Here is an 18,462-nt window from a genome sequence, read left to right on the forward strand (position 1 = left end):
ATTCCACCCGTAAAGTCAAGCGTGCCTCATGCGCCGTTTCAGTCGGGCCGAACAGGGCCGCGGCCGGCCTTGACGGCAGAACGGACCTTTTTGCCTCTCAACCGTCCTTCGCGGTTGATGCGGTTGAGCCGGCTTTTCTTGCGGACCGCCGGCCGCTGATGGGCGGCCCGCAACACCTCGATCATCCGCCGGCGCGCCTCCTGCCGGTTGGCATCCTGCGTTCGATGCGTGCGCGCAGTCAGCACCAGCTCGCCGGCCTGGTTCAACCGCTGTCCGGCCAGCGCCTTCAGTCGATGAAATATCGCCGGTGGCAGCCGCAACGCGAAGATGTCGAGGCGAAGCTGCACCGCAGTCGCCACCTTGTTGACGTTCTGGCCGCCCGGCCCGGACGCGGCGATGAAGCTCTCCTCGGCGAGCGCCAGCGCGCGCTCGATCACCTCATCCATCGCCGAAGCCGAGCGCGTGAAACGGTGCGGGGAGCGGGGCGTGGGCGGTGATCGGGGTCTTGCCCGGCCGCGTCACGATCAGCGACGCGGCGTGGAGCATCATCCGCGCAGCCGGCTCGCCCGTGCCGTAGAGCGGGTCGCCCAGCAGCGGCAGGCCGATGCCGCTTGCTGCGTGCACGCGCAGCTGATGCGTGCGCCCGGTTTCCGGCCGGAACTCGATCAGCGCGCGGCCACCGGCACGGGCCATGACGCGCCAATGGGTCAGCGATGGCTTGCCCGCGCTGTCAGGCACCATCCGCCAGCCCTGTTCGGCGCTGCTAACCTTGGCCAGCGCAAGGTCGATGCTGCCCGAATCCTCCTGCGGGATGCCGGTGAGAATGCCGAGATAGACCTTCTCGACCAGCCGCGCTTCGAAGCTCTGCGCGAAACGGGCCAGCGCCTTGGCATTGCGCGCCAGCAGCAGGCAGCCAGAGGTATCGGTATCGAGCCGGTGGACGGGGGCCGGCCGGCGCTGGAAGCCAAGTCGGAGATCGCTCAGCGAATCGGCCAGCGAAGGCCCGCCGCGCCGGGGGCGGTCCATCGGCAAGCCGGCTGGCTTGTCGATGACGAGCGCCTCGCCGTCTTCATACAGGATGGTCGGCCTCATGCGCGGAGCCGCGCCGGCATCAGCCCGCGCACCGCGTTGCCGAGCAGGAACCCGTCGGCAAGGTCGGCCAGCGTCAGCGGCTCTTCCATCGCGCGTCCCTCGCTGAGCAGCGCCTGGCGCATAACGCCGGGGAGCAGGCCCAGCGCTAGCGGGGGCGTCAGCAAGCGCCCGCCGCGTTCGACAAACAGAGTGGTGGTGCAGCCTTCGGTCAGCAGCCCGTCATCGCGAACAAACAGCGCCTCGTCCGCTCCCGCCCCGCGGGCGGCGGCCAGACCCGCATCGTAGATCCAGCGGTCAGTGGTCTTGTGGCGCAAACGGGGATCACCGGGATCCACCGGCAACGGCAGCACCGCGGAGGTCACCGGGTGCTCATTGGGCGGCGGCAGCGGAGCGGCCTCCAGCGCCAGCGCGCCGCTGCGCGCGGCCAGCAGCCGCAGCCGCGCCGGCGCTTCGAGATCGAAGCACAGCGCCTGTATCCGGTTGCGCGCCGCGTGGTGGTCGAATGCATAGCCGAGTGCCGCCGCGCTGGCTTTCATCCTGCCCAGATGTAGGTCGAGCAGCGCGATCCCCTCGGCCGGATCGAACCGCATGGTTTCGATCAGGTCGGCGCCGCTGGCTGCGCGGGCAAATCCGCCTTTGACGAGCACCTCGCGCCATTCGGGCAGCGCTTCGCTATCGGCAACGATGGCCGAGCCGACGCCGAGCACCGCTGTGCCTTGCCCATTCTCGACCGGCGTCAGGCGCAGCGTGCGGATGGCGACATTGAACGCCGCCTCGCCATCCGCGCCGACCCGGCCAATCGCCCCGCAGTAGGGCCCTCGCACATCGCGCTCGACATCGGAGATGATTTCCATCGCGCGGATCTTTGGCGCGCCGGTGATCGAGCCGCAGGGGAACAGCGCGCGCACCAGATCGGCCGCGCTGTTCCCCGGTGCTAGCCGCGCCTCGATCGTGCTGACCATCTGGTGGACTGTGGGATAGGTCTCGACCGCGAAGGGCGCGGTCACTGTCACCGATCCGGCTACCGCCACGCGCGACAGATCGTTGCGGAGCAGATCGACGATCATCAGGTTTTCGGCCCGGTCCTTGTCCGAGCGGGCAAGATCTTCCACCAGCGCGCGGTCGGCTGCGGGATCGGGCCCACGCGGGCGGGTGCCCTTCATCGGCTTGACCCGCGCCGTGCCCTCCTTGAGCGAGACGAACAATTCGGGCGACAGGCTGAGTAGCCAGTTACTGCCATCGAACACCACGCCGCCATAGCCCGCCGCCGCCGCGCCGCGCAGCCTGGCATATAGCGCCAGCGGGTCGCCGCGATAGCTGCCGGCGAGCGGCAGGGTCAGATTGACCTGATAGATATCGCCCGCGCGGATGGCTTCCTGCACGGCAGCGAATGCCTCGGCATAGCCGCCCGGCGAAAGCTGCGGGTCGAGCGGGCCAAGCGTGGCGACCGCATCCGGCCCGGCCCCGCGTGCGGCCAGCCAATCGCTGACCGCCTCGGGTGGGATGGTTTCGCAGCGCTCAAACCGGCCCAGCCAGACCAGCGGCCCGCCAGCGCCCGCCGCCCCTTCGGCCAGTGGGGAGAGCCGGTCTTCCAGTGCCAGCCCCGCCTCGTAAGCGAGATAGCCCGCCAGCGTCCCGCCGCGCTCTGCCAGCGCTTTGTCCGCCGCCGCCAGCACCCCGGCGACCTCGGCCGGGCGGTAGGCAACGAAAAGCTCGGCGGGCGCGCTGTAATAATGCGCCGGCGCCGCACCCTCCGCCCGCGCATCGTCGAGCAGCACGAAGGGCGCGAGGGAAGGAGATGCCGGCTCAGCCATCGTCATCGCCCTTAACCGCTTCGCCGCCCAAGTCGAGGCACCTTGACCGGGCAGGGCCCGCCGCGCACAGGCGGTGCCTTCAAGCGATAGGAGCTGTGCGCGGATGACCGAGATTTTCTTGGGCCTGGCAGAGAATGGCGAGCGGCAGGTGCTCAACCTGTCGCGGGCGAACCGTCACGGCCTGATCGCGGGCGCCACCGGCACCGGCAAGACCGTCACGCTGCAAGGCCTGGCGGAAGATTTCTCCGCCGCCGGCGTGCCGGTGTTCGTGGCCGATGTGAAGGGCGATCTTGCCGGCATCGCTATGGCCGGCTCGCCCCAGTTCAAGCACGCCGCCACGCTCGAACAGCGCGCGCGCGAACTCGGCATCACCGATTATGCCTATGCCGACAATCCGGTGATCTTCTGGGATCTGTATGGCGAACTCGGCCATCCGATCCGCACCACGATCAGCGAGATGGGGCCGCTGCTGCTGGCCCGCCTGCTCGGCCTCAATGAGACGCAGGAAGGCGTGCTGCAGATCGTCTTCCGCCTGGCGGACGAACAGGGCCTGCTGCTGCTCGATCTGGGCGATCTGCAGGCCATGCTGGCCTATGCGGGCGAGAATGCGGCCGATCTCACCACCCGCTACGGCAATGTCAGCAAGCAGAGCATCGGGGCGATCCAGCGACAGTTGCTGAGCTTCGAGGCCCAGGGCGCCGACGCGTTCTTCGGCGAACCGGCGCTCGAGATTGCCGATTTCATCCGCACGGACGAGCAGGGGCGCGGTTTCGTCAATGTGCTCGCCGCTGACCGGCTGATGCGCAGCCCCAAACTCTACGCCACCTTCCTGCTGTGGCTGCTGGCCGAATTGTTCGAAAGCCTGCCCGAAGTCGGCGACCCGGAAAAGCCGGTGCTGGTGTTCTTCTTCGATGAGGCGCATCTTCTTTTCGATGATGCGCCCAAGGCGCTGCTGGAAAAGATCGAGCAGGTCACGCGGCTGATCCGCTCCAAAGGGGTCGGGGTCTATTTCGTCACCCAGACCCCGATCGACATTCCCGAAGCGGTTGCCGGCCAGCTCGGCAACCGCGTGCAGCACGCTCTGCGGGCCTTCACCCCGCGCGACAAGAAGGCGATCAAGGCCGCGGCCGACACCTTCCGCATCAACCCAGAGCTCGATGTCGAGCGGGCGATTACCGAATTGCGCGTCGGCGAGGCGCTGGTCTCGACCCTGATGGAGGACGGCGCGCCGTCGATTGTTCAGCGCACGCTGATCAAGCCGCCCCGTTCGCGGCTGGGCCCGGTCACCGACAAGGAACGGGCGATCATTCGCTCGATCAGCCCGGTCGATGGCAAATACGACCAGGCGGTCGATCGCGAAAGCGCCGAGGAGGTACTGGCGGCTAAGGCCGCGGATGCGGCGGCCACGGCCGAGGAAGTCGAGGCGAGCAGCCGCGAGGACGTCGGCCGGCGCGAACGGCGGCACACCTCGCTTTGGGGCAAGGCGGGCAAAGCGGCTGCGGGGGCGGCCGCGAGTTCTGCGGCAACGCTGGTCGCCGCCAGGATGACCGGCCGGCGCAGCCGCTCAAGCCCCACGGCCAGCGCCGCCAGCGCCGCGGCCGGCACCATCGCCACCGGGCTCGGCGGCGCAATCGCCGGCCGGTTCGTCCGCAATCTGATCGGCAGCCTGATGCGCTGAGGCACCAGGCTGCTGTCACCTGCGAATTTATTGAACCGGCGTTGACCCGGCGCGGTCCTGCTGGCGCTGCGCGCGCCATTCTGCGCGGCGCGCCTCGCGCATCGCCTCGTGTTCGGCGGTTGTGATCGTGCCATCGCGGTTGGCATCCGCCCGGTCAAACCGTTCGAGCGCGCGGGCGACGAAGGTGGCCCGATCCACCGGCACTGGCTGCCCGGCGCGCGCGCCATGATGGCCCCGATCGCCGCGCTGGCCCATCCGGTGGTTGCCGCGACGATCCGCGCGGTCCCCCTGCAGGGCAGCGAATTCCTCGCGGCTCAGCGCGCCGTCGCGGTTGGTGTCGAGCTGGTCGAACCGCGCGGCATGGCGCGCCGTACGATCGGCGGCGTCAACCTTTCCATCCTGATTTGCATCCATGCGTGCAAAATGCTGCTCGGCACGTGCCTGTGCCTGTTGCCGGGTCATGTCCGCCATCGGCGCGCGCATTGCACCGCGCGGTGCTTGCTGGGCGGTCTGGGCGAGCACTGCGGTAATCGGCAGGGCCAGCGCCAGCGCGCCGAGGGCCATCGTCATCCTACGCATCATCTGTCTCCATGCTTCACGGCGCGATTATGCCGCGGGCGGCTGATCGGGCGATGAACGCCCGCGGCGGCCGTGCAGATCAGCCGCGACAACCCCCTTAGGCCGGATGTCACCAACCCCGTTCGTCCGCGGTTCCGCCGTCATCGGCGATCAGGGTCTCACCTTGTCGGTCCGCCACGGCGTTCGCGGTGTTGCGTGCCGATACCTGCGGTGATGAACAGCGCCGTCGCTTCGGCGCAGCCGGGCGCGAGATCGACGGTGTGCCAGGTCCCCGCCGGATTGATGGCATAGTCGCCCGGGAACAGGGTAAGCGAACACGTCTTCCCGCCGGTGTCCTGGATCAGCACCAGACCGCCCGCGGTGCACACCACCAGCTCGTCGCCCGATGGATGCATTTCCCAGCTGTCCCACGGTGCCGAGAAACTGTGGAGACTGACCAGCCGGCCATCGGGCCCATCGCCGGTAGTGCGTGCCTCGTAATCGGCATAAAACGCCATGCCGGTAAACTCGCCCTGCGCACACGCGCTGCCGCCACGCCCGAGATGCACCGGAAAGCGGGCCAGCGACAGCCCGTCGCGATGATCCGGCGCGTTCATCCCATCACGAAAGCGTTGAGCTTGTTACCGTCAGGATCGCGGAAATAGCCGGCATAGAACCCGCTATCACCGCGCGGGCCGGGTTTGCCTTCGCAGGTGCCGCCATGGGCGAGCGCGACGTCGTACAGCCGATCGACCTGCGCGCGGTCCTTCGCCTCCAGCGCGACCATCACGCCATTGCCGACACTGGCGGGCTGGCCATTATAAGGCTTGGTAAGGCCGATGCCCGCAGGCCCGTTCGGCACGCCCCAGGCGATGAAGCCGTCATATTCCATCATCCGCGGCGTCCCCATTTCCGCCGCCAGCGCATCGTAAAAGCGCGCTCCGCGTGCCAGATCGTTGGTCCCCAGCGTGACATAACCGATCATCGCGAATCTCCTCCTCGCACTGCGCCCACAGTGAAGAACATTAGCAGAACATCGTTACGATGTCAATGGTGCACAGGCCTCTTCCAGCCACGCCAGCACCGCCCCGTCGAGCTGGGGCGCGAGGAGCGCGCGCACCTGGGCGTGATAGGCGTTCCACCATTGGGCCTCCTCACGGGTCAGCAGCGCGTGGTCGAGCAGCGTGCGGTCGATCGGGGCGAATGTCAGCGTTTCGAAGCCGAGCCAGTCGCCTTCCGCACCCGCAATCTCGGCCGGCACCGTCAGGATCAGGTTTTCGGTGCGGATGCCGAACGCGCCCGGCTTGTAATAGCCCGGTTCGTTCGACAGGATCATGCCGGCAAACAGTTCCTGATCGGTCCCCGCCTGCCCGCCCGCCGATTTGGCGATCCGCTGCGGCCCTTCATGCACCGACAGGAAGCTACCGACTCCGTGGCCGGTGCCATGCGCGTAATCGACCCCGGCATCCCAGAGGAATTGGCGTGCCAGCGTGTCGAGCTGGCTGCCCGCTGTCCCTTGCGGAAAGCGCGCGCGGGCAAGCGCGATATGGCCCTTTAGCACGCGTGTGAAGCGGTCCTTCTGTTCGGCCGAGGGTTCGCCCGGCCCGATCCAGACGGTGCGGGTGATATCGGTTGTTCCGTCGCGATATTGCCCGCCCGAATCGCACAGGTAGACGCTGCCCGGTTCGATCGGCAGGTTGCTGTCCTCGTCCACCCGGTAATGCGGCAGCGCGGCGTGCGGACCGGCGGCGGAAATCGTGTCGAAGCTGTTATCGACGAGGCAACCGGTCTCATCGCGAAAGCGCGCCAGCGCGGCCACCGCCGACAGCTCGGTTTCGCCGCCCTTGGGCGCTTCGACGGCCAGCCAGTGGAGGAATTTGACGATCGCCGCCCCGTCGCGCGCCTGCGCGGCGCGGTGGCCGGCCTGCTCGACCGGGTTCTTGATCGCGCGCGGCAGAATGGTCGGGTCGCGCACCGCGACCGCCTCGGCTCCCGCATCGCGCAGCGCCTTGAAGATGCCGGCAACGCCGAAGGAGGGATCCACCGCAACCTGCTTGCCGCCCAGCCCCGCCAGCGCGCCTTCAAAATCGCCCCGCGCGCGCACCGTCACCGCATTGCCGAGATGGCGGGTGAGTTCGGGCGTCACCTTTTCGGGCGCGATGAACAGTTCGGCGGTGCCGTCGGCATGGGCGATGACATAGGACAGCGCCACCGGCGTGCGATCGACATCGCTGCCGCGGATGTTCAGCAGCCAGGCGATGGAATCGAGCGCGCTGATGATCGCCGCATCGTGCCCTTCATCCTTGAGCCATTCCCCCACCGCCGCGCGCTTGTCGGCGCTGGATCGGCCCGACTGCTCGTCGGCATGGACCAGCGCCGGTGCGAGCGAGGGCGCCGGTCGGTCGTCCCACACCGCGTCAATCGGATTGCGCTCTACCGGAACCAGCGCGATGCCTTTCTTCGTCAGCGCCTTGTCGGTCTGTTCCACCCAGCCCTGCGTATGCAGCCAGGGATCGTAGCCGATCCGTGCGCCCTCGCCCGCCTGGGCGCCAATCCAAGCGGCAGGCGGCGAGGCGGGCACCTGGTGATATTCGTAAAGCTGCCCGTCCACCTGCTCGCGGACCTGTTGGGTATAGCGCCCGTCGACGAACATCGCCGCCTTGTTCGCCAGCACCACCGCCGACCCGGCCGATCCGCCAAAGCCCGTCAGCCAGCCGAGCCGCTGGGCATAGGCGCCGACATATTCGCTCATATGCTCGTCCGAGATCGGCACCACGAAGCCGTCCAGCTGCTGGCGTTTCAGCTCCTCGCGCAAGCGGGCAAGGCGGGCTTCGTGGGTTTGCATCAGCATTGTTGCGGTCCTTTCGCCGGCACCATAGGGCCGCGGCATGACCGATACCACCAAGCAATCCGCCGCCAAGCCACCCGTGGCCGCGAAAAAGCCGTCGACCGCCAGCCATCACGGGCAGATCGTCACCGACGATTACGCCTGGCTGCGCGATCCCGCCTATCCCGAAGTGAGCGATCCCGAGGTTCTCGCCTATCTCGAGGCGGAAAACGCCTGGTTCCGCCACCAGATGGCGCCGCAGCAGGCGCTGGTCGACACGCTGTTTGCCGAGATGCGCGCCCGGATCAAGGAAGCCGACCGCTCGGTGCCGCAGAAGGATGGCGACTGGCTCTACTGGATCGAGTTCGAGGAGGGCGCCGAATATAAGAAATGGTGGCGCCGACCGGTGAGAGCGCCCGAAGATGGTCGCGCCGACCAGCTGATCCTCGACGAGGTGGCGCTGGCCGCGGGGCATGAGTATTTCAGCCTGGGCGCTGTGTCGGTCAGTCGCAGCGGCCAGCTGCTGGCCTATTCGGTCGATGATAATGGTTCCGAACGGTTCACCGCGCGGATCAAGGATCTGGCCACCGGCGCGCTGCTGGCGGACGAAATTCCCGGCACGCTGGGGGCGCTGGTGTGGGCAGCGGATGATCGCGCGCTGGTCTATGCGCTGGCGAACGAGAACTGGCGCACCGACAATGCCCGGCTCCATTGGCTGGGCCAGCCGGCGAGCGAGGATGTCGAACTCTATCACGAAGATGATGAGGGTTTTCGCGTCGGCGTTGCCCTGTCGGCCAATGAAGAATGGGTCATCCTTGGCACATCGGACCATGAAACCAGCGAAGTCCGCCTGATCCCCGCCAACGATCCGCTGGCCGAACCCGTTCTCGTTCGCCCGCGTCAGCCGGGGGTCGAATATGATGTCGATCTGCGCGGGGAAACCTTGTTCGTCCATACGAACGACACGCACGAGAATTTCCGCCTCGCCACCGCGCCACTGGCCGCACCGGGCGAATGGGCCACGCTGATCGACGGCTCGGATGCGTTCTACCTCACCGGGTTCGAGCTGTTCCGCGATTTCTACGTGGTCGAGGGGCGGATCGGCGGGCTCGACCGGCTGGAGGTGCGCTATTACGACGATCCGGCCCGGATCGAGCCGATTGTCTTTCCGGAACGCACCTATACCGCATCGCTCGGCAACAATCCCGAATGGTCGACGAGCCAGCTGCGCCTGTCCTATGAAAGTATGGTCAGCCCGGCGACCGTGTACGATTACCACGTCGCGGAACGCACGCTGGAGGTGCGTAAGGTGCAGGAGATACCCTCCGGCTACGACCCTGCGCTTTACACCACCGAGCGGCTGGAAATTGACGCGCGCGACGGCACGGCGATCCCGGTCAGCATCGTCATGCGCCGCGACCGGGCGGCTGGCGGGCCGCTGCACCTCTATGGCTATGGTGCCTATGGTATCGCGATCGATCCGGGCTTCTCGACCGCGCGGTTGAGCCTGCTCGACCGGGGGTTTGCCTATGCCATCGCGCATATTCGCGGCGGCGACGATCTCGGGCGCGCCTGGTACAAGGCGGGCAAGCTGCAGCAGCGCACCAACGCCTTCACCGATTTCGTCGATGTCGCCCGCGGGCTGGTCGCGCGCGGATTCACCCGGGCCGGGCGGATTTCGATCTCGGGCGGCTCGGCCGGGGGCGAGCTGATGGGCGCGGTGGTCAATTCCGATCCCGAATTGTGGGGCGCGGTGGTGGCGCATGTGCCGTTTGTCGATGTGCTGGCGACGATGCTCGACGCTTCGCTGCCGCTGACGCCGGGCGAGTGGCCCGAATGGGGCAACCCGATCGAGGATGAAGCCGCTTTCGAGCTGATCCGCAGCTACAGCCCGTACGACAATGTGCGCGCGCAAGCCTATCCGCCAATGCTGGTCACCGCCGGGCTTAACGACCCGCGCGTGACCTATTGGGAGCCTGCCAAATGGGTCGCCCGTCTGCGCGAGCTGAAGACCGACGACAATGTCCTGCTGCTCAAGACCAATATGGGCGCCGGGCATGGCGGGAAATCGGGCCGGTTCGAGGGGCTGCGTGAAACGGCCGAGGAATTCGCCTTCATCCTATGGCAGATGAGGGCGGCATGAGCGCGCCCTTCACCCTCGCCTTCACCGCCCGGCCCGAGCACATTGACGAGCTGGGCCATGTCAACAATGCCGTCTGGGTGACCTGGATCCAGGATGTCGCCACCGCGCACTGGCAGGCGGCGGCGCGGGCGGAAGATGTCGCCGCCTATTACTGGGTCGTGCTGCGGCACGAGATCGACTATCGCGGCAATATCGCGGTCGGCGAGAGCGTGACTGCGACCACGTTCATTCCCGATCCGCCGCGCGGCGCGCGCTTCGACCGCTGCATCGAGTTTCGCGATGCGGGCGGCAAGGTCATCGTCTCGGCGCGCTCCACCTGGGCGATGATCGAGCGGGCCAGCGGCCGGGTGGCGCGGGTGCGCCCTGAAATCGCCGCGCCGTTCTACGCCGCCTGAGGCTTTGCCGACTGGCGCCGGCCGGCCTGCCGGCGGTCGGCGAAATGCTGCAGCTTCTCGCGCATCATCCGGTTCCGCCCGGCCCGCTTGGCATCGTAGAGCAAGCGGTCACAATAGTCGTACAGGGTGCTGAAATCGGCGGCGATGCCGGTGCCGGGCCCGGCCTGTTCGACCAGCCCCATGCTGGCGGTGACCACCCGGTCGAGCCCGACAATCTCGGCCGCCACGCGCTGGGCGATCGCCTGCCGGCGCATCTCGGCGCGCTGCGCCGCATCGGGACCGCGCAGCATCAGCAGGAACTCCTCGCCGCCCATCCGGACCACGCGGGTATCTTCGTCAGGCGCCAGCGCGTTCGCCGCAGCAACGATCACCCGGTCGCCCACCGCATGGCCGAAGCGGTCGTTGATGTCCTTGAAATGATCGAGGTCGCACAGCGCCAGCGTGCGAAAACCCCCGGCATAATCGGCGGCGAAATTGGCCGATAGCGCGCGGCGGTTGGAGAGGCTGGTTAGCGGGTCGCGGTCGGCCGCCTGTTCGAGCCGCTGGCTCGTGAACATGGCATTGTCGCGCTCCCGCCGCAGGATCATGAACCGGTCGACCGCGCCCATCCCGGTGATGAGAATCTCGGCTATCGCTGCCAGATGATGGGCGAAATAGAGGTCGAGCGGCGCGTCTCCTGCACCCAGCAACGATGCAATCCTGAGCCCGTTGACGCCGATTACCGGCAACCACGCCAGCGCCAGGAACATCACCGCCCGGCTGCCCCGCCGCCAGGCCACGATCACCGCCCAGAAATAGACGAGGAAGACGGGGATATAACCGCCATAATAGACGTGCGGCGCATAGGCGGCGGCCGGCCCGGTGGCTGTGACGTAGAAAACGCTGATGGCGAGGCCCCACAGCACGGACCATTCGAGCAAGCGGCGATGCAGCGGATCGATTTTCCCCGGCTCGATCATCGAAGCCGCGAATAGTGAGCCCATCGCCGCCGCGCCGGTCAGACTGAAAATGCCGAGGTGGAACACGGTCGAGACCGGCAGGCGCGCAAAATGCGTGATCAGGCCCGACGTCACGGCGGTCTGCACCAGCATGAACACGACCATCAGCGTGTGCCACACCAGGAACCGCTGACGCAGCACCCGCCAGAAGGCGAAATTGAACAATAGCGGTGCGGCGAGGAGGCCGCACAGGGCCGCGACCGCAAGATCGAACACCTCCGATGTCGGTTCGGCCCCGCTCGCTGTCACCAGCCGGGTTTCGTCCACCAGCCCGGTATGGCGCGGCTGGTCATAGCGCAATTCGACCGCCGCGATCCCGCCCGCCATCTGCGGCACGGGGAGGCGCATCAGCCATTGGCCATGCGCCACCTCGAAATCATCTTGCGCGATCTGCCGGCGGATGACCGAGCCGTCGCGCCCCTCGACCGTCAGTTCGCCCCCGCGAAATTGCGAGAGGCGGGTGGTGACGAAGCGCGGTGCTTCTCCCGGCGGCGCTGCCAGCCGCACCCGCGCCTCGGCCGGAACGCGGTCCCAGTCGCGCGCGCCACAATGTCATTGCGACCAACCGCCATTCGCGTCGCGTACCGCACTGCACATGGCGGGCGGTGCGGCCGGTGCAGCCGCCAGCGGGATGGCCCACACCATCGCCATCATTGCCCCAAGGGCCGCGAGGATTCGCTTCCATCCCATCCATGCGCGGCCTTAGCTGCGAGACCCTGCCAAGCGATTAAGCGCCTGTTAGCAGTGTGTTAGTCGAGCACCTCGGCGAGCGGCACATGCGCATAGCCGAGCTCGTCCGCGACTGCCTGATAGACCACCTTGCCGGCATGGACATTGAGCCCCGCGGCGAGATGCGGATTGGCCTTGAGCGCGGCCTGCCAGCCCAGCTCGGCAATCTTCAGCGCGTGGGGCAGGGTGACGTTGTTGAGCGCATAGGTGCTGGTCCGCGCCACCGCGCCGGGCATGTTGGCGACGCAATAATGGACGATGCCGTCCACCACATAGGTCGGATCCTGATGCGTCGTCGCGCGGCTGGTTTCGAAGCAGCCGCCCTGATCGATCGCCACATCGACCAGCACCGCGCCCTGTTTCATGCACGGCAGCATGTCGCGCGTCACCAACTTCGGTGCGGCAGCGCCGGGCACCAGCACCGCGCCGATCACCAGATCGGCCTCGCAGATCATCTGCTGAATATTGGCGCGGTTGGAAAAACGCGTCTTGGCGCGGCTTTCGAAATGGGTGCCGAGCCGTTCGAGCACTTCGGGGTCGCGGTCGAGAATGGTCACATCAGCGCCAAGGCCCACCGCCATCTGCGCGGCGTTGAAGCCGACCACGCCGCCGCCAATCACCAGCACCTTGCCCGGCAGCACGCCCGGCACCCCGCCGAGCAGCACCCCGCGCCCGCCATGCGCCTTTTCGAGCGCGGTGGCGCCGGCCTGGATGCTCATCCGCCCGGCGACCTGGCTCATCGGTTTCAAGAGCGGTAGCGAATTACCGGGGCCGGTGACCGTTTCATAAGCGATCGCGGTGACGCCGGATTTGACCAGATCGGCGGTCTGCTCAGGGTCGGGGGCGAGGTGCAGATAGGTGTAGAGGATCTGCCCTTCGCGCAGCATCGCGCGTTCGCCCGCCTGCGGTTCCTTGACCTTCACCACCATCTCGCATTCGGCAAAGATCGGTTCCGGCCCGGCGACGATTTCGGCCCCGGCGGCGCGATATTCGTCATCGGTCGCATCGATGCCCAGCCCCGCGCCAGCCTCCACCCACACCTCGTGGCCATGGCCGGTCAGTTCGCGGACGCTCTCGGGGGTCAGCCCGACGCGATATTCGTGGTTCTTGATTTCCTTGGGGCAGCCGATGCGCATGAGACTTGGCCTTGCTGGGGAGGGAAGGTGGCCTGCGGGTTAGCGCGGCGGGCCGGGCTTGGCAATTCGGCGCACTGGCGAGGCGACAGTGAACCGGGGGTTTTGGAGAACTTGCAACACAGCGGTTTCGTGTAGATTTTCAATCAAGTAGGAACTGGCTGGGAGCACCGGTGTGTCACCTTCGAGGTCGCTGGGATGGCGGGGGCAGGGTGGCTGGCATGGCGATGGTCCTACCATCCGCTCGCCGCTGTAGGACAGCGCTAGCGCAGATAGCCATGCTCGCCGAGGAACCAGCGCAAAGCCTCGGCATAATCGGCGAAGCGGCGTTCGTACCCGTCGGGGCAGGCGTCCTCGACCAGCGGAACCGTGCACGGCTCCGGCAGCCAGCCGCTTGTCCCGGCCGCAGCGATCGCGCGAGCGAGCGCCGGTTCGCCATTGCCCAGCCGCGCCTCGGCGGCGGCGTAGCCCGCGCAGGCGCCTGGCCTGCCTTCGCGGCATTCTGTCCATGCTCGGCGCGCGAAGCGGCGGAACAGCGGGGCATAACGCGGCGCGTCGCTGACATCGACCAGCGCGCCGCCTGCCAGGTTCCAGATCTGCGGCGGCGGCCAGCTCGCATTGTAGGAGGTGAAGGCATAGAGAAAGCGGTCGTCGCTGCGGACGAGATCGCGCACGCCGTCGCCATCGACATCGCGCGGCAACCGGGTTTCGGGCGCCGCATCGGCCGGCGGCAGCGCGTTTACCTGCGGCCCGGCCGGACCGAGCGTGACGATCCGCGTGGTGACGCAGCAATGCATCCCGCCAGTAAACCCGACCACCAGCACCGCCGGCTGCGCATCGCCGCGCGCCCAGCGGGCGATGCCGATGCCGAGGCCGTGATGCGCCAGCGTCTCCTCGTCTGCCGGCAGTACGAACGGCGGCCGGCCAGGGAAGGTGACGGCGATCCGCACGCTGGCCTGCTCGAAGGTCTCGCCATCAGCCTCATGCGTCTCGATCTGCGGAACGAGCTCGACGCTGACGCCCTCGCTGGCGAGCCGGACCGGCTGGCGCTTGGCGAGCGGGTTGAGATTGCGCCACGCCTCGGCATGAGCGGCGGGGGCGGTCGCCACGGCCAGCACCGCCGCAAACAGCGCACCGATCAGAGCGTAAAAAAGGCGGGTGCGCGGCATGATATGGCTCCGTGAAGGATAGCCGAGATTAGACCGCGCGCTGCCGGGCGCTACTGACAAATATCGTCACGGGCGTGTAGATTAGCGGGACCCCGGATCAAATCCGGGGCGACGAAATGTCAACCTATTCCCTTCCCGTCACCCGGGCTTGACCCGGGATCCAGCTTTTCGGCCGCAAAGGGCAGCAGGTCCGGTCAACTTCCTACAGCGGATTCCCATCCGCATCGCGGAAGATTTCGCGGCGGCCGACATGGTTGGCGGGGCCGACCAGCCCTTCGCTCTCCATCCGTTCGATCCACTTGGCGGCGGTGTTGTAGCCGACCCCCATCTGGCGTTGCAGCCACGAGCCTGACGCCTTCTGGTTTTCGATCACCACCTGGCACGCCTGGCGATATTTGCGTTCTTCCGGGTTGTCCGACGCGGTCAGTTCGTCGTCGAACAGGAAGCCGCCGCCATCTTCGGGTTCCTCGGTCACGGCATCGACATAATCGGGCTTGCCCTGGCCGCGCCAGTGATCGGCCACGCGTTCGACTTCGTCATCCGACACGAACGGGCCGTGGACGCGGACCAGCGGGCCCGAGGACGGCTTGTAGAGCATGTCGCCCTTGCCCAGCAGCTGCTCGGCGCCCTGTTCGCCAAGGATCGTGCGGCTGTCGATCCGGCTGGTGACGTGGAACGAGATGCGCGTCGGCAGGTTGGCCTTGATCACCCCGGTGATGACATCGACGCTGGGGCGCTGCGTCGCCATGATCAGGTGAATGCCGGCGGCGCGCGATTTCTGGCTGAGGCGCTGGATCAGCACCTCGATTTCCTTGCCCACAGTCACCATCAAATCGGCCAGTTCGTCGACCACCAGCACGATCAGCGGCAACGGCGCGTAATCGAGCTGCTCTTCCTCGAACAGCTCCTCGCCGGTTTCGGGGTCGAAGCCGGTCTGCACCCGGCGGCCCAGCGGTTTGCCCTTGGCGATCGCGGTGTTCACCCGGTCGTTGAAGCCGCCGATATTGCGCGCCCCGATGCTCGACATCATCCGGTAGCGGCGCTCCATCTCCTCGACCGCCCATTTCAATGCGCGGACCGCCTTGGCGGGCTCGGTCACCACCGGCGAGAGGAGGTGCGGGATGTCGTCGTAGCTCTTGAGCTCGAGCACCTTGGGGTCGATCATGATGAGCCGGCATTCGGTCGGCGTGAAGCGGTAGAGCAGCGACAAGAGGATGCAGTTGAGGCCAACCGACTTGCCCGAGCCGGTGGTGCCCGCGACCAGCAGATGCGGCATCGCGGCAAGGTCGGCGACGATCGGTTCGCCGGCGATGTCCTTGCCGAGGATGATCGGCAGCCCGCCACGCGATTCGACAAAGGCTTCGCTGGCGGCGAGTTCCTTCATCACTACCATCTGGCGGTGCGCGTTGGGCAGTTCGATGCCCATGACCGTGCGCCCGGGGATGGACGACACGCGCGCCGAAATTGCGCTCATATTGCGGGCGATATCTTCGGCCAGGCCGATCACCCGCGCGGCCTTGATGCCGGGTTCGGGTTCGAGTTCGTACATCGTCACCACCGGGCCGGGGCGGACGGCAGTGATCTCGCCCTTGATCTTGAAATCGTCGAGCACGGTTTCGAGCAGGCGGGCGTTCTTTTCCAGCGCCAGCTTGTCGAGCTTGGGGGCGCTGTCCTTGGGTGGGTCTTGCAACAGGTCTAGCGTGGGGAGCGCGAAATCGGCGGCGAACAGGTCGCGCTGCTGGGCCTTGGGCGCGCGGGTGGAGGGCTTGGGCGGTTGCAGCGGATCGGGAATTTCCGGCGCGCGGCGGGGGGCTTCGGGGGCGGCGTCCTCGCCGGTTTCGGCGGGTTCGGTGCGGCGCGGGCGGGGCAGCCGGTCACGCAGGCGGGGGGCGGGGGATTGTGCCGCTTCATCCTCGCCTGCCGGCGCGCGCTTCAGGAAGGCGGGCAGCGTCAGCAGCGTGGCCCAATCGAAGGCGAACACGCGTGCGGCCAGCGCGGTGCCGCCGGCCAGCGCGGCAACGGCAAGGGCGAGGATAACCCAGCCTTCCAGCCCACTGCCAAAGCGCGCGGCCACCGCCTCGACCGCGCGTTCGCCCAACAGTCCGGCAATCCCGCCGACCGATGCCGGGAAGCTCGATCCCGGCCCGTCGAAGATCAGCGCCAGCACCGTGCCGAGCAGCGCCATCGCGAAGAGCAGCATACCCAGCGGCCGCCACCAGCGGGTCTCGGTGTCGATCTCCTCGCGCTCGACATCGCGCCACAGCTTGCGCGCCCCGACGTAGCACAGTGGCAGCAGCAGCACGCCGGGAAGGCCGAACAGATACAGCACCCGCTCCGCCGCCCAGGCGCCGGGCGCGCCCATCCAGTTGGCGATGTCGTTACCGGCGGCGGCGGTCGAATTGCTCGGGTCGGTGTGCGTGTAGCTGGCGATGGCAAGGCCGAGAAACAGCATCAGCGCGAACAGGGCGGCGGCACCGGCCATTTGCACGGCGCGGCGGGCCGAACGGCGGAAGGCGGCGCGCCAGTCTGCCGCGGCGGGCCTCATGCCCTGCTTGCCGATTGCCCTCGTGGCCATGTCCGATTGTGTCCCGTGTCCCGCCTGGAACACAGCATGAATCCTCAAGGGTCCGAGGTCAAGGAACTTGGATCAGCCCGTCGATGGCGCCCCAGCGCGGCCAGCCCAATTCGGCCGCACGGGTCTCGCTCATTCCGCCGAGCGCGATTACCGGCATGGTGGCTTCAGCGGCCACCGTATGGAACCCCGCCGGTCCCAGCACGGGCGCGCCGGGATGCGAACGCGTGGCGAACACGGGGGAGACAAACACGCCGTCCGCTTGCGCCGCATTCGCGGCGGCGATCTCGGCGGTGTTGTGCGCGGTGGCGAGGCGGAGCAGGCCGGGTGCGGGATGAAGCGCGGCGGCTCCATAAATCCCCTCGGCCCCCAGCGCCCGTGCCTCCCCCGCTGTGCCCGACAGGATCGCCAGATGGCCCAGCGCCTGTGCCTTGCGGGCCAGTGCGCCCATTCGGGCCATGCGGTCGGCGGGTCGCAAGTGGTAATGCCGCAGCACCAGCGCCGAATTGGGCGGCAGCGCGGCGAGCGCGGCATCCAGCAGTGCATCGTTGCGCGCATCGGTCAGCAGCCAGCGCAGCGGCAAGGCGGAACGGGGGGTCTGGCGCTGGCGCATCGCCAGGTTATAGCGCGCCCGCATGGACCAGACGACCCAGCACGCGCCCTATGCCCCGCTCGAAACGGTGCGCGCGGAGATTGCCCGCGCCGCCGCCATTGCCGGGCACGACGCGGCAGAGATAGCGCTGGTCGCGGTCAGCAAGACGCATGAAGCGCCCGCGATCCGCCCGCTGCTCGCCGCCGGGCAGCGCGTGTTCGGCGAGAACCGTGTGCAGGAGGCCGCCGCCAAATGGCCCGCTTTGCGCGAGGAATATGCCGGCATCGCGCTGCATCTGGTCGGCAGCCTGCAATCGAACAAGGCGGAGGAGGCCGCGGCTTTCTTCGATTGCATCCATTCGCTCGACCGGCCCAAACTCGTCAGCGCGCTCGCCCGCGCGTTCGACAAGGTCGGGCGGCAAGTGCCGTGTTTTGTCCAGGTCGATGTCGGGGAAGAACCGCAGAAGGGCGGCTGCCCGGTGGCCGAATTGCCCGCGCTGCTCGCCGCCGCGCGCGCGGCCGAGGTGCCGGTGGTGGGGCTGATGTGCGTGCCGCCTGCCGGGATCGAGCCGGCGCCGTTCTTCGCCTTCCTCGACAAACTCGCCGCCGATCACGGGCTGTCGGGGCGCAGCATGGGGATGAGCGGCGATTTCGCCACCGCGATCATGCTCGGCGCGACGCATGTGCGGGTCGGCACCGCTCTGTTCGGCGCGCGCGGCTAGCGCACAAAAAAGGGCGCCACGCGGGCGCCCTTTTCGGTATC

At 67.7% G+C, this 18,462-nt stretch carries 16 protein-coding genes; 4 read left to right on the plus strand and 12 right to left on the minus strand.

From position 1 onward, the window contains the following. Positions 1–38 precede the first annotated feature (38 nt). From arfB to pabB, 3 genes are read right to left on the minus strand one after another with little or no spacing between them, the layout of a single operon-like run. Positions 39–446 carry an alternative ribosome rescue aminoacyl-tRNA hydrolase ArfB gene (arfB, locus tag ILT46_RS10340; protein WP_199504565.1) on the minus strand — a complete coding sequence of 136 codons (408 nt, stop codon included), beginning with the start codon at positions 444–446 and terminating at the stop codon, positions 39–41. Next, positions 439–1,092, minus strand: coding sequence for an RluA family pseudouridine synthase (locus tag ILT46_RS10345; protein ID WP_199504566.1), 654 nt, complete (start codon positions 1,090–1,092; stop codon positions 439–441). The genes arfB and ILT46_RS10345 overlap by 8 nt, the downstream gene beginning before the upstream one ends. Further along, the gene (gene pabB, locus ILT46_RS10350; RefSeq protein ID WP_199504567.1) at positions 1,089–2,906 is read right to left on the minus strand and encodes an aminodeoxychorismate synthase component I; all 1,818 of its coding nucleotides are present in this window, start codon (positions 2,904–2,906) and stop codon (positions 1,089–1,091) included. The genes ILT46_RS10345 and pabB overlap by 4 nt, the downstream gene beginning before the upstream one ends. Before the next feature lie 103 nt (positions 2,907–3,009). On the opposite strand from pabB, the gene ILT46_RS10355 reads away from it, so the two are divergent. Continuing rightward, on the plus strand, positions 3,010–4,584 hold the full coding sequence (locus tag ILT46_RS10355) for a helicase HerA-like domain-containing protein (RefSeq protein WP_199504568.1): 1,575 nt from the start codon (positions 3,010–3,012) through the stop codon (positions 4,582–4,584). A 27-nt stretch (positions 4,585–4,611) separates the two neighbouring features. Here the strand turns inward: ILT46_RS10355 and ILT46_RS10360 are convergent, their stop codons facing one another. From ILT46_RS10360 to ILT46_RS10375, 4 genes are all read right to left on the minus strand, one after another. Then, positions 4,612–5,154, minus strand: a complete 543-nt coding sequence (locus ILT46_RS10360) for a hypothetical protein (protein WP_199504569.1) — start codon at positions 5,152–5,154, stop codon at positions 4,612–4,614. Between the two features lie 167 nt (positions 5,155–5,321). After that, positions 5,322–5,759: a cupin domain-containing protein gene (locus tag ILT46_RS10365; protein WP_199504570.1), complete on the minus strand. Its 438-nt coding sequence runs from the start codon at positions 5,757–5,759 to the stop codon at positions 5,322–5,324. Next, positions 5,756–6,127 (minus strand): VOC family protein, encoded by a 372-nt coding sequence (locus tag ILT46_RS10370; RefSeq protein WP_199504571.1) that lies wholly within the window; start codon positions 6,125–6,127, stop codon positions 5,756–5,758. The genes ILT46_RS10365 and ILT46_RS10370 overlap by 4 nt, the downstream gene beginning before the upstream one ends. Positions 6,128–6,181: 54 nt before the next feature. After that, positions 6,182–7,993 carry an aminopeptidase P family protein gene (locus ILT46_RS10375; protein ID WP_199504572.1) on the minus strand — a complete coding sequence of 604 codons (1,812 nt, stop codon included), beginning with the start codon at positions 7,991–7,993 and terminating at the stop codon, positions 6,182–6,184. Between the two features lie 37 nt (positions 7,994–8,030). On the opposite strand from ILT46_RS10375, the gene ILT46_RS10380 reads away from it, so the two are divergent. After that, on the plus strand, positions 8,031–10,112 hold the full coding sequence (locus tag ILT46_RS10380; protein ID WP_199504573.1) for a S9 family peptidase: 2,082 nt from the start codon (positions 8,031–8,033) through the stop codon (positions 10,110–10,112). Then, positions 10,109–10,507 (plus strand): acyl-CoA thioesterase, encoded by a 399-nt coding sequence (locus ILT46_RS10385; protein ID WP_199504574.1) that lies wholly within the window; start codon positions 10,109–10,111, stop codon positions 10,505–10,507. Before ILT46_RS10380 ends, ILT46_RS10385 begins: the two co-directional genes overlap by 4 nt. Here ILT46_RS10385 and ILT46_RS10390 read toward each other — a convergent pair. From ILT46_RS10390 to ILT46_RS10410, 5 genes are all read right to left on the minus strand, one after another. Further along, positions 10,495–12,012: a sensor domain-containing diguanylate cyclase gene (locus ILT46_RS10390; protein WP_199504575.1), complete on the minus strand. Its 1,518-nt coding sequence runs from the start codon at positions 12,010–12,012 to the stop codon at positions 10,495–10,497. The genes ILT46_RS10385 and ILT46_RS10390 overlap by 13 nt on opposite strands. A gap of 242 nt (positions 12,013–12,254) precedes the next feature. Continuing rightward, positions 12,255–13,370, minus strand: coding sequence for an alanine dehydrogenase (gene ald, locus ILT46_RS10395; protein ID WP_199504576.1), 1,116 nt, complete (start codon positions 13,368–13,370; stop codon positions 12,255–12,257). Between the two features lie 260 nt (positions 13,371–13,630). Next, on the minus strand, positions 13,631–14,536 hold the full coding sequence (locus tag ILT46_RS10400) for a hypothetical protein (protein ID WP_199504577.1): 906 nt from the start codon (positions 14,534–14,536) through the stop codon (positions 13,631–13,633). Positions 14,537–14,738: 202 nt separating this feature from the next. Next, the gene (locus ILT46_RS10405; RefSeq protein ID WP_199504578.1) at positions 14,739–17,111 is read right to left on the minus strand and encodes an FtsK/SpoIIIE family DNA translocase; all 2,373 of its coding nucleotides are present in this window, start codon (positions 17,109–17,111) and stop codon (positions 14,739–14,741) included. A 58-nt stretch (positions 17,112–17,169) separates the two neighbouring features. After that, a complete protein-coding gene (locus ILT46_RS10410) occupies positions 17,170–17,745 on the minus strand; it encodes a thiamine phosphate synthase (protein ID WP_199504579.1) in 576 nt (191 codons plus the stop codon). Between ILT46_RS10410 and ILT46_RS10415 the strand changes: the two genes are divergently transcribed. Beyond that, positions 17,744–18,421 carry a YggS family pyridoxal phosphate-dependent enzyme gene (locus tag ILT46_RS10415; RefSeq protein ID WP_199504580.1) on the plus strand — a complete coding sequence of 226 codons (678 nt, stop codon included), beginning with the start codon at positions 17,744–17,746 and terminating at the stop codon, positions 18,419–18,421. The two genes, ILT46_RS10410 and ILT46_RS10415, sit on opposite strands and share 2 nt — an antisense overlap. Positions 18,422–18,462: the final 41 nt, after the last annotated feature.

Source organism: Qipengyuania sp. YIM B01966, from assembly GCF_016461955.1.
In the GTDB taxonomy this organism is placed as follows: Bacteria; Pseudomonadota; Alphaproteobacteria; order Sphingomonadales; family Sphingomonadaceae; genus QFOP01.